The organism is Bacillus sp. 05T22 (genome assembly GCF_056396765.1).
The window spans coordinates 1-13106 of the sequence record NZ_JBFTMC010000154.1; the positions used below are offsets into that span (position 1 = coordinate 1).

8 protein-coding genes and 1 pseudogene are annotated in these 13106 nt (G+C 32.0%); 7 read left to right on the plus strand and 2 right to left on the minus strand.

The genetic code is table 11. From position 1 onward, the window contains the following. Nucleotides 1-114: 114 nt before the first annotated feature. The 5 genes from AC1DIT_RS25945 to AC1DIT_RS25965 all read left to right on the plus strand — a co-directional run bounded on the left by AC1DIT_RS25945 (nucleotide 115) and on the right by AC1DIT_RS25965 (nucleotide 5327). Entirely contained in the window at nucleotides 115-750 is a 636-nt protein-coding gene (locus tag AC1DIT_RS25945; protein ID WP_016133033.1) for a C40 family peptidase, read from the plus strand. 13 nt (nucleotides 751-763) lie between these two features. Then, nucleotides 764-1357, plus strand: coding sequence for a hypothetical protein (locus AC1DIT_RS25950; RefSeq protein WP_242227246.1), 594 nt, complete (start codon nucleotides 764-766; stop codon nucleotides 1355-1357). Nucleotides 1358-1885: 528 nt separating this feature from the next. Continuing rightward, nucleotides 1886-2119, plus strand: a complete 234-nt coding sequence (locus AC1DIT_RS25955) for a hypothetical protein (protein WP_476998512.1) — start codon at nucleotides 1886-1888, stop codon at nucleotides 2117-2119. Nucleotides 2120-2459: 340 nt separating this feature from the next. Next, nucleotides 2460-3419 (plus strand): hypothetical protein, encoded by a 960-nt coding sequence (locus AC1DIT_RS25960; protein WP_476998513.1) that lies wholly within the window; start codon nucleotides 2460-2462, stop codon nucleotides 3417-3419. Nucleotides 3420-3788: 369 nt separating this feature from the next. Then, entirely contained in the window at nucleotides 3789-5327 is a 1539-nt protein-coding gene (locus tag AC1DIT_RS25965) for an ISL3 family transposase (protein ID WP_016113480.1), read from the plus strand. 352 nt (nucleotides 5328-5679) lie between these two features. Here the strand turns inward: AC1DIT_RS25965 and AC1DIT_RS25970 are convergent, their stop codons facing one another. Beyond that, nucleotides 5680-9882 (minus strand): ATP-binding protein, encoded by a 4203-nt coding sequence (locus AC1DIT_RS25970; protein WP_051124598.1) that lies wholly within the window; start codon nucleotides 9880-9882, stop codon nucleotides 5680-5682. 729 nt (nucleotides 9883-10611) lie between these two features. On the opposite strand from AC1DIT_RS25970, the gene AC1DIT_RS25975 reads away from it, so the two are divergent. Both AC1DIT_RS25975 and AC1DIT_RS25980 read left to right on the plus strand, forming a co-directional pair. Then, nucleotides 10612-11478 carry a recombinase family protein gene (locus tag AC1DIT_RS25975; RefSeq protein WP_016133406.1) on the plus strand — a complete coding sequence of 289 codons (867 nt, stop codon included), beginning with the start codon at nucleotides 10612-10614 and terminating at the stop codon, nucleotides 11476-11478. 74 nt (nucleotides 11479-11552) lie between these two features. Beyond that, nucleotides 11553-12479 carry an Rpn family recombination-promoting nuclease/putative transposase gene (locus AC1DIT_RS25980; RefSeq protein ID WP_016133405.1) on the plus strand — a complete coding sequence of 309 codons (927 nt, stop codon included), beginning with the start codon at nucleotides 11553-11555 and terminating at the stop codon, nucleotides 12477-12479. Nucleotides 12480-12935: 456 nt separating this feature from the next. On the opposite strand, the pseudogene AC1DIT_RS25985 reads toward AC1DIT_RS25980, so the two are convergent. Continuing rightward, nucleotides 12936-13106: pseudogene (locus tag AC1DIT_RS25985) on the minus strand (IS6 family transposase); the annotation flags it as partial.

Here is a 13106-nt window from a genome sequence, read left to right on the forward strand (position 1 = left end):
AATATCAGCGCGTCGACATCCTATCTTTCCTTCAATACAAAAGTTGGTCAATTGAATTAGATGGAACGCCGTATGAGGTGAAAGTCTCACGTATGGTGTGAAGTGGGGGAAAAGGTGGAGATAACGTCAAAACCTTACCTATCACTATTTGGGCCAGGGTTTTTAAATTTCATCAATAGAAATGGTGGAGAGTATACGCTTGAATTAGCAAAGCAATTTGCCTTGGAACACAACGGTGGAAGAACAGAATGTGGTTTCCGATCCCCCTACTGCTATGGCGACTTTAGTTATGTCGAAAAAGTTTTAAAATATTATGTTGCTACAAATGAGGGCGGAGGAGCTGGCGGTGGAACTGGTCCTGGGGACGGAACGGGAGATGGTCCAGCCAATGCAAAATTTAATGAGATTATGGCATTAGTAACACCTTACGACGGTTTCCCATACGTATGGGCCGGGCGGTCGCCACCGAATTTCGACTGTTCGGGTCTTATCGAATGGAGCTATAACAAAGTCGGAATTAAGATCAGTGGAACGGCCGAATCTATGTACAATGCCACAGTGCCAGTGGATAATCCAGCACCAGGCGATCTCGTTTTCTTCCAAGGGACATATAAAGCAGGGATTTCACATATAGGAATTTATATCGGCAATAATCGGATGTTTAATGCAGGCGGAACCCATTTGCATTATGCAGATTTAAGTAAAAAATATTGGGCTGATCACTTCGTCGGAATTAGACGTGTGAAATAGAGGAGGAATAGCAATGAATAAAGGGGTTACAGGCATTTTACTATTATTAGTTGTAGGGGTTGGCATATATGCAACCTCTACAGCTTCTAAAGTAAATGAGTATCAAAAGAAATATGAAGATGCAAAGAAAAAATTGCAAGTGGTGCAAATTGAAAATAAAAAACTAGATCAGAAGTTGAAAGGAAAAGAACGAAATACAGAAACACATGTCAAAAAAGATACAGAAGAGTTTTTAAAAGCTTTTTTCGTCTATGATACTGCAAAAGGGGAAAGAGCATGGACAAAAATTAAGCCATTTGTGACAGAGGATGCGTCGAAAATGCTGGTTCCAGCAGGGACAGATCTCAATCAACCAGTCGAAAAAACTGAACCAGATAAAACAATAGTTTCAGATATTGATAAAGTCTTATTGTACTATACGGCAGTAGATACAACGCATGCAAATGTATTTGCCCGTGTTTGGCAAAAAATAACCGTAAATGGTGTGTCTAGTGTCACACAAATGCCTTTAGATATTTCATTACTATATGATGAGCAAAAGGGTAGATGGGTAATTAATGAAATGAAGATTCAGCAGCCCCTAAAAGCAGATGGTTATATTAATTAACAAAGAGGGAGTTAACATGATATGGACATTTGGTATTACTTTATGTACTACAAGTGTCCTTCTAATGTCACTAGTTATCTTGTTATTTAAAAAAAGTTGGCGGCAGGTTATTACCTTAGCTTTAATCATTCTATTTCTTATAGGCGTGGCTGTGCAACATGCCTATAAAGACATCTAAACTATTAGATAAAAATAAATAGGGAAAAACAAAAGGGGGAAAAGAAATATGTTATGCCCAAGGTGCTCAGAAGAGAAAAAAGTGGAGATGATCCCTATGTACGATGAATTTCCGAATTGGATTTTTTTCTGTAGAGAGTGTGATTATAGACATGAGAATTCAGATCAAAGTCCTCTTCCTTACTAAAAAGAGGAGTAATGAATCCTGTAGAAAAGGAGGAAGCAGTGTGAATGAAGTAAAACTACGCAAAATTGGATATAAAGTATTACAGGAAACTTTGATCTTAAGTCGGAATGTACTATTTTGTCCAGAAGATACAAGGGGGGTGAAATACGTACAAGAAATAACTTGTGTTTCAAACTAAAAAATTAGAACAAGGAACATATGATAGTTATGGTTTTTACCTAATGGCATGGACCGTAGGGTGTGTATATATTTCTGATCGTTTTTTAGATGAAGAGCGGGTGCAGCAGATCATAATCTTGCTCTCAGCTATGTTCACAAATGGATTGTCAGTTGCTTGTATTGGAAAACAGCTCTTGTACGATTATAAACATAAAAAAATTCCATTTCACAGAAAATGACTTCTCAGATTTGATTATAAGCGGATTTTGATATTAACCTAATATATTTGGCATCGGGAATTATTTTGCTTTTTGATTCGCCTGTTAGGGTGCTTAAAAAGGTTTTGGTATGAGTTCGAAAATAGCATGCTGTTTTTCTGACGATAGAAGAATATCAGATATTTAATGATTCAAAATTTCTTTTAAAAATCAGATATTTATTCCGAATCGTATACTAATACCATCTAAAATATAACAATTTTGAAACGAAATTGTTGTTTTTTGTAAATTCTAATTATTCCCTTTGCTTTATTTGGTAATATGAAATAAAGAATAATTAACTTATATTGGAGGATTTTAAATGGGAATGAAAATGTCTAGTGCTTATCATCCTTTTTTAAGTAGGATTGTCGAGATTGATGAAATTCAACAAAACGAAGCTCTACAAAAAGATTTATACTGTATCGATGAAAATTGTCGTAAATCACTTAGTTTTGTTGATGAATTCAAACGTAAATATAGCGATAAAACTATACCAGTAAGAGCATATCTTCGCTTATCTGGAAAAGAAAAACATGTTGAAACATGCCAATTCAATACCGTTGGTCAAATTAAAGTAATTGCAAGAAGTGCAGAAGACCTAATGACTAGTTTAGAAAATGGGAAATACGAATTTAGGTTACATGTTATTAAAGATGCTTTACAAAAAAATAAAAAGACCATATCTTGTAGTAATAATGTTTTAGTACCTGTAGGTGAAACAAAAAGAAATCCACAAAAAATATACGAAAACAAAGGAAAGCTCTCTTCCTATTTAGCATCAATGAAAAAAATTATGCAATTACAGACTCAACTTGAAGATCAAGACAARGAATTACGTAATCTTGTGGTACTAAAATTTCATAATAAAGAAATTAAGTGGGCTAATTTTTTCTATGATACTGAAAATTTTAGAAAAGCCTTTGACTATCTTTCTACATCACCAGATCATCCTATTTGCCTTCATGGTCGAATCAAATCAATAAACATACCAACTGAAAAATTTCCATACTATAGTATTTCACTGTATTCTCCTTGGGTTGAACAAGCCGACAAAGATAATATAAAGCGAATTCCTTCTGCTTCTGTTACGATCTACGATGAATCACTTGTCGAGGAAATTAAGCAAAAATTTGAGGAAGGCGCAAAAAATATAGCTATATTTTCCGATGTAAGTCATTTCACATCGGTAATAAAAGAAAATAGTAAGTCACAARAAAAACTCCAATATTTAAATTTACAGGGGAAATTAAACCGAAAAAAACAAATTCATATGTATTAACTTAAAAGATGAGTTTTACAAAACTTACAAAATGTTAAACTTATAAAACCCAGTGATATCAGTATGTGTGCATGAAGTCACTGGGTTTTTATTTGGATATTTAATGGTGTGTTTTACAAATTATAAACAGATATGAACTTAGTTTTACTTTTTAAATATTATCCGTCCTAAAAAATGACCAATGTTCATAAAGGTACACTTTTCTAGTTTAAAATTGATCGGAAAATTATATTTCATTACAACTATAAATTCATTGAAAAACAGTAAATTATATTCCGGTGTAACCGTCAAGTAGAATTGGTTCTTACGCACTTTTGGTGAAGGGATATAAGAAATGGTATAGTAAGATAAAAAGGAGTAGTACACTTCATGTATATTGTCCTTCCTTCATTTGAAGGTGTTGAACTTATGTCTTCGTTTCAAGCGGTCCACACTCATGTTTATATCCTAAAATCTATTTGCAAATCATGTCCCTGCCCTTCTTGTGGCAAGATTTCATCACGAGTACATAGTCGTTATACACGTTTTGTTCAAGACTTAGCTATTCAACAAACATCTATTCACCTACAATTACAAGTAAAGAAATTCTTTTGTGATAGCCCAGCATGCTCGACACGGATATTTACCGAGCGATTCGCGTGGCTTCAATCATATCAACGAAAAACGAATCGTTTGCAAGAACTTTTGCAGAAAATTGTTCTATCTGCAAACTGTACAACTGTATCTAAAGTGACGGAATCACTAGGATTTCATACAAGTCATGATACACTTCTTCGCTTACTCTATAAAATGGAGCCGCCTACGCAACAAAACTTACTTAACATTGGAATTGATGATTTTGCTTTTAAAAAACGCAATCGTTATGGAACGCTTATTATAGATCAAGATACAAGGCGTCCTATTACGATTTTAGAAAGTCGTAAAAAAGAAGACGTTGTAGAGTGGTTAAAACAACATCCTAATATACAAGTTGTGAGTCGTGACGGCTCCATTTCTTACGCTTCTGCCATTTCTGAAGCACTTCCTCATGCACAACAGGTAGCAGACCGTTGGCATATACTGAAAGGGCTATTTGATGCATTGAAAGAATCACTAAACCAGCATGTTCCTGCAGATTGGAAGAAAATAGAGTACGTACAGTCTGACGAACCTATTCCCGTAGTACGAAAGACAGATTCCCTACGGGAATCACATGAGGAATGGGTTTGGAAACGCAGTCAACAAGTTCAAGAGCTCTTTCAGCAAGGAAAGAAGATTGCCTGGATCGCTCGAAGCATGAAACTGAGCCGTGGCACGGTGTACGCAGATTTACAACGAAAGCAAAAACCAGATTTCCGTCGTAGCTCTATCTTGAATTCGTTTCTCTCTTCCATTCAAAAGTGGAATACGGAAGAGAAGACTGTTGACGAAATGGAAGAACTCCTGCGGAAGATGGGATATAAAGGATCACGATCTACCCTAAACACATGTGTTGCTCAAATACGAAGAGAGCAAGGAGTGGGTAAAATTACGCTCACAGTATCCCGATCGCATCTCCTATGGTCTATGTGGAGTGAGGCTCAATATGAAGAGTGGAAAAATAGCATACCAGAAATATTTCGTACAGAGTTTCCTGAGCTGAAACAAGTTCATCGCATGATTCAAGATTTCCTATCCGCTGTTCGTGAAAAACGAGCTAAAAGCTTAGCAAATTGGCTTATAACATATAAAAATATGCCGTTTCCTGCCATCCAAACATTTATGAACTATGTGGCGAAAGACATAAAAGCAATTACTGCAGCATGTTCTCTTTCATTTAGTAACGGCATAACAGAAGGACATATTAATCGACTTAAAACAATCAAACGAATGATGTATGGACGTGCGAGTAGCAAACTATTAACACAAAGGGTGTTATTAACTTTGTAGAGAGAATGCTTTTCTGAAAAAATATCTAAATCTCTTTACATAGGGACATATAGATCATCACCAAAAGTGCGTAAGAACCATTCACTAATTTATTATGAGATAGATATTAATTTAAGGTGTTTTATACAAAATAAAAAAGTGGAATTTCCTACACGCATAGCGCTATGATAAGCTTTGCGCAACGAAACTTATTGTTTAAAAAATTATCCTGTTATTTTTAGATTTACATTATATCAATATACCCAAAATAAGAAAAAATTCAAAACCTTAAAATGAAGTGCCCCCCGATTGTAAGGCTGTGTCTAACAATCTGAGGGCACTTCTTTTCTTCTATACAATTTAGTTAGTTTTATTAAAATAATTCTTTCCTATCTGTCTCCTGATATTCTTCTAAAATTTGATGTTCTATATCTTTATTATTATTAATCCAACAGATGAACCATTCTTCTTTTCGACTCCGTTCAGATTTTTTTTCCATATAAAAATCCCATACAATTGTTAGATGATTGCTTTCTAAATATTCTTCTAAATAATCAGCCCTAAATAACAAGTTCCTTTCATATCCAAGATACTGTGTATCAAAAGCAACCAAATTATTATGTTCATCTTTCCAAACACCCTCAGAAGTTTGATTTAACTCAAAAAACTTCACTAAATTGGCACTTGGTAAAAGATAACTACATGAATTTAATTCTCCTGAAATAGTATCTATATTTGTTTCCCATAAATATTCTAATACTGACTCTTCATACTTTATATTTTCAAATTCTTGTTCATAGAAATTTTCTAAAAAAGCTGGATGCCAACAATATTCAAATGCAAATACAGTATATAAATTCGTCCAAGAAACACTTAAATCGCCCTTCTTTACAGACTTTAAGCCAATATAGTTTTCTTTATCCTTAAGCGGCAAAAATACTGCTCTTGTTTTTACACAAAATTCATCTACATCTACATAATTCTTACCATTATCCCTTTTTTGAATAAGTAATTGCGCTAAAGATATATATTTCTCTCCTTCATACTCAATAAGTATAAAGTCTTCGAGATTTTCAAACTCCTTTTTACTTTGAGACCAATATTTATTCGGTCTATGGGGTAAATAAGATTTAATCAAATTATGCATAGATTTTTCTGGTGGATAATTTAATAAACTAGGATCAATATTTCTTAAAAATGGATTCCATGGTCCATTGTATTTCTTATAATATTCTTTTTCGATTCGGACAATGTGTTCTTCTTCCTTTAGAGGTATTTCCGGTTCTTGTTCTATCACCACTATGTCTTCTTCTGACTCAAAATCAAAAAGGGTTCTCATATATCTATGCATTTTTTTATTTTGTAACTTTTTGTATTGTTCATATTCAGGTGTATACCTCTTTACTTCTTTATATACAGGGTAATTATCTGTCAATTTTGCTAGTAACTCATACAATGCAATCCATTGAAGCTTTTTTCCGATTCTTTCCACTGAGTTTTTATGTCTACTATGATGATTTAAGTTTCTATCATAATAACCATGTACTTTTTCATTATATCCGTACTCAATAATTCTCATCGTAGCAATATTACTCAAATCTTGATCCTTAAATTGATTTCTCCAATCAGACACCGCACTCCCGAAAACATATCTTCCAAAATCTCCATAAGCTCCAGTCCCTCTACCATATTCAGTAGTCATAGATCTGACTATTGAACGAAAGCCACCATACACTTCTTCTGATTTTTGTTCCATTTCTTTAACTTTATTATCTATCTCTTGTAATGAATATATTTTTTCATACCATAAACTTGAATAAGGAGGATTAATTTTTTCATATCCTTTAAAACTAATAATTTCTTTGTTAACAGCAAATAAAACAATACTTCTGGCATAATCTCTAATTAAAATATTTGGATAAACCTCATCGCTTTCAAATATATTGGTGTAGATAAAATCAACTATTTCACCTAATTGAGACAAATCATTTGTTCTTAAAATTGCACCATATACACTTGCAAATAGCCTTTCAAGAACATATGGATCATTTACGTTAATGAATCGTCTAATATCCTTTATAATAATTGAAGGCTTATTCATATATAGTTTCACTAGAGCAGTAGTAGCAGTATCCCGTAACTTTATATTTGAGCTCGTAAGTAACCAAATATAAGTTGTTGACAGCAATTCAAAATTTTGATGATTAAAATGTTCAAAACTTAAATTTTGTTTAAGTATGATTTCTGCAAGTCGCATAGGTACTTCAGAATTATTATTTATAGATATTGTCCAACTTCCATCTCTTATAGACATAGACATATTGTTAAGATTATCGTGTAAGAAATCTGCATTTAGTGGAGATTCTATAACATATGACTGTTTTAGCAATCTTTCGTATACTAGATTTTGTAAATGCATATTATTTTGGCTTAAACATTTATTGATCCAATAAAAAGTTCTTTCATTTATATTCTGCACATTTCTCCAAGAGATTCCTCGTACAAACTCCTCTGCTATGTCAAAAGTTATAAACTTACTTTCAATTAAATCTAGCCATTCTACTTTTTGTTTTTCCGAGATAACAATGGATAGACTCTCATAAATTCCATAATAAAACTGGGAATCACTTAGTAATATATTCTTAAATACATTTTCATCTTGCTTATGCCTTTCTAATAAAATTATGGACATATATATATCTGCGAATCTTTCATAAGTAAAGTAGACTAACTCTTCATTATGTCCTTTGTTGATTGTTAAAATATTTTCTTCTTCTAAACCTAATATTAATAATCGATAATCAGTTGTATATTTACTAGCCACATTTTCTATTACTTCACACAGTTCATTAAAATTAATATCCCGTTTTTCGTTATCAATGAATTTCAAAGCAATTCCTTTCAAAATTTTATCCACTAAATTTAATGAACTTGAATATCGAAATCTTTCATCAAGTGACATTTTAGTATTAATCTTTTCGATATACTTTTCTAATACCTCGACTATACTCCAACCTCTAAAGCCTTTATAATTATCCTGAAAAGCTTCACAATAAATTTGTAAAAATAATGGATTATAACATTCATTTTCTAAGGAAGGAAATATGACCGGATTTATTTTATAGAAGTTGAAAAATGGCTCTAATGCCTCCAAACTCAAATCATTAAACCCTTTGTGCTCTAATTTATGCAACGGAAATTCATATTCAATATTTTCAGGTAATACGCTTCTTACATAGTTACTCCTAACTGATAAAACCACTGCAATATTTTTAAATTTTTTAATGAAATTTAAAAAACTCAGCAAATAATTTTTCCAAAAATGTTTACCTTCTCCCTCATTTAAAGCATCTATTATAATTACAGTTTTCTTATTTTTTCTTTGTGCTCTTTCATTAAATTCCTTACAAAAGTACTCTTTATCACCTTTATAATCAATTAGATTGAATAATTGATTAAAAGGATAGTCATGTTTATTTAAATATTGACCTAAAAATAAAAAAACACTATGTCCAGCTTCTTGTAATCTTTTGGCATTGTCAGCTAGTAAATGTGATTTTCCAATCCCAGCTTCTCCGTATATTAACAAATATGGATTATTGATTAAATTTGGGTGAAGCAAGCTAATATAATCAGTAATCGCCCTTTCATGTTGAGATATTTGATGAATTAGTGTAATGCTTTCATTTCTGATTTTTTGTTCGCCTTTTTCATAAAGCCAATATCTGAAACCTTCAACCTCTCCCATAAAATTATTAATCTCTTCTATAAAAGTATTCAAATTACTCTCTAAATAAAATTCACTATCATTACAGTTTATATCCTTTAAGAAATCTAAAATCTTTACAACAAAAGAAATATCTTTAAGTTCGACTTCTTCTTTATATGCATCTAATGCAATACTGAATTTATTAATACTATCTCGAAACTTATGTATTAAAACATCGAGATTTTCAAAAATCTTCTTATCACCTATCAAAGAATCAAATACAACATTAAAATCCGTTCCTACATTTGCTTCTGAATTATACCTTTTACCTAAATCTAGTATATTTTGATTAAGTAGTTCTTCTAAATGTTCATCTGTATATTTTTTTATGTAAGCCCTTTGTTGAACCTCAACTAAATTCTTTTCAAAGTATTCACTCAAATTTTCATTACCTGCTACTATGCTATTTTGAATATTAGCCAACATACTCATTTCATTTTGCTTAAAACTTTTATCTCTATATTCCTGAAGATATATGATCAATTCTCTAAGATATTGTTTTACGACTGGATGATCTTCTATTTCTTTTAAATCCGCAGAATTTCTAAATTTATTAATCTCATTCATTGCACTTTTAGATAATTGCTCCACAAAATCATCTCTACTGCTAGATTTAAATGTAGAGCCAAATACGTAATCAAATATTAAAAGTGCATTTTCTTCACGATTTAAAAAATCTTGAAATGTTTTTGAATCAACAAATGTATCTTCATATTGCTTTTGAAATGATTTTATTTTATTTAATTTGTATCTCATTATTAATTTTTCCAAAAAATTAGCACTTATTAAGCCTATTATTTTATTCATTATAGGTTTTAAAAGAAAGGTAAACTTAACCAACTATTTCACACCTTTTCAAATTTTACTTTCTACTTCACATAACTATACTAGTATTTTCATTATACAAGGTATATACAAAAGAAAATATACAAATTCAATTTTATACCATATGTCTATACAATAAGAATTTACTAATTATGCTTAGAGAATAAATAAGGGTAGGCTGTAGAGATACCTTAAAAAGTCACAGTAACTAATAGAGTAATTGACGATAAAATAAGATATTTTGAAATATATAATCATTTCAGTCTATACAATTTTTCATACTTAAAATCAATACTGATCCGCAATTTCTTATTCCCAAAAGGTACACCTTTTGGAATAGTGGGTGTTGAGTGGGAAACGTAATCCAAAAAGGTATAGAAATGATTTTAAGGTTATACCAAAAATAAAACACACCTTTAGGTACATATTTGCTATAAGAATTTAATGTTCAGTTTTACAAATTATAAAAAGTCATGAACTTAGTTTTACTTTTTATAAATAGAACGTCCCAAAAAGTAAAGTTTTTGGGACATTTAAAAATAGAAAAGTTGGATTCATAGTTATCAAAAACGATGGTTTTTGATAACTATAAAACAAACAAAATTTGAGCCTTATAAATCGCTTAACTATGTTATCAAAACTATTGTCAAAATCAAATTAACTTTAACCACCCTTTGTGATAAAATTATCATGTAAAGGGTAGGTGATTTTATGAATGCATACATTTATGGTTATGCACGGGTAAGTACCCAACAACAAGATTTGATTCGTCAACTAGACATGCTTCAAAATTATAACTGTACTGAAATTTTAACTGAAAAAATAACAGGTACGAAAAGTGATCGTCCAGAGCTTACTCGATTAAAAGATAAAATTAGACCTGGTGATACATTAGTTGTAGAAAGCTTTTCTAGATTAGGAAGAAGTACCAAAGATTTAATTGAACTTGTTGATTTTTTTGAGAATAAGGGAGTTAAGCTAATTAGTATCAAAGAACAATTTGATACTAATACACCTCAAGGAAAATTGATGTTAACAGTATTTCAAGCATTCAGCCAGTTTGAAAGAGACTTGATTGCTCAACGAACACAAGAAGGCCTTGTAAGTGCAAGAGCAAGAGGAAGAGTTGGTGGGCGTCCTCGTGTTAAAGATACCTATATTCAAAAGGCATTAAACTTATATAAATCAGAGCAATATAGCATACAAGAAATTGTAAACATGACAGGTATTAGTCAAGCTACACTATACAGATACATACGAAAAAATAAGCAAACCGAAAAAAGCGAACAAGCTAAAGAACCAACAGCCACTATCCGTATGTTGTTACGTGTAGAAAATAATAATAAATTTGTACGAGGAAAGGGAAAAGTTCAAAAGAATATTGAATCCTTTCTCATATCACAATATAATATGGAACAACGTTCGGGAGAGTATATATTCTATGTTCCTTACACCACAATTTCAGATTTAGAACAAAAGGTAGATAGTATAATTCGTGAAATTGATTTTGAAGCGGATTTACAAAACTGTTTTACGGAGTTAGATGTGTACTGTGATGAATTGGAGCTACAATGGTAAAAGTAGCATTTGCTTGTATAGAGAGTTCAATTATAAAATAATAATAAGAAAAGAAAGACAGGGAGAGGAAACCCATGTCCACAAAATTAGTAAATTTACGAATTGATTTTGCTTTTAAACAGTTATTCGGCACAAAAGGGAATGAAGAGATATTAACCGGATTTCTAAACGCTATCCTAGAAGAATATTTAGATGCACCTATTGCATCTCTACAACTAGAAGATCCACATCTTCATAAATCTTATGAAGATGATAAGTTATCCATATTAGACTTATTAGCAACTCTAGATAACGGAACACAAGTTAATATCGAAATTCAGCTCCGGAATACACATGATATGGTAAAGCGATCTTTATATTATTGGAGTAAACTCTATACGTCCCAAATGCAAGAAGGGATGCCATATCGTTCCCTTCGGAAAACCATTACCATTAACTTATTAGATTTTATATTATTTTCTCACGATGAAGCATTTCATACCATCGGACAATTATGGAATACAAAATCGCAACAGGTATTAAGTGACGATATTGAAATCCATTTTGTAGAGATACCTAAATTGATCAAACAGTGGCGTGAAGAAAAAGTAAACCCATGGGAAAATACATTTGTTCGATGGATGTTATTACTACCAGCACATGAAGATGAACATTTAACTCAAATATTGGAGGAGATTGCAATGAATCAAGATCCAATTTTACAAAAAGCAATAAATAAATGGGAAAATATGAGCCATGACTCCTCTTTCCGAACAGCCTACGAGGCTCGTGAGAAGCTACTTCTTGATGAACAGGCTAAGTTGGCTCACGCTCGTGAAGAAGGCTTAGAGGAAGGTTTAGAAAAGGGGATTCAAAAGGGGATCCAAAAAGGGCGAGAAGAAGGCATAGAACAAGGGAAAATCCAATTAATTTGTGGTATGCATAAGAATGGTATGCCGTTAGAAGACATTGCAAAATTCACTGGTCTAAGTACAGAAGAGATACGAAAATTACTATTATAATTACATGTCATTACAAAAGCTTTGCGAATAATTTCGCAAAGCTTTTTATTATGCTGACTGTACTAAAGATGGGAAGGATCCGTAATGGTATAATGATGTTCGATGATCACGTAGGCATTTAAAGGATATTTAGTAACTACTAAACCAGGTATTTGTAAGACTCCCAAAGAGAGAATAATGGCTTTCTAATTTGCAGACTTAATATCAGAGTAGTTGCCGTGCTCCAATAAAACTGTTATGGAAATATGCCAAATCACAGGAGTGAGTCAGACCGCTCTATATCGTAGATTAAAAGAACTGGAATGAAGTTCTACGAAAGGTAATGATGCTGGAAATCTAATTACGGAGGATGAATTCTAATTATATTGTTTTATATTTTGTATTAATTGGATTGGTTCTGGTGCAAAAATCATTTGATAGAGACATAGAAATCTACATAGACTGTTCAATGGCAGATTATGATGCAATTCCAAACAACTTATGTATGAACCTAACTTCATTTTGGGCAGACTTCACCTGTGGGTGAAGTTGTCCTTTTTTCATCATATGCATGGTTTCAACGCCACTCAATATAGAAGTGGCTGTTTCATATGACTTGAATCCTAACATAGAACGCACACGTTTCTT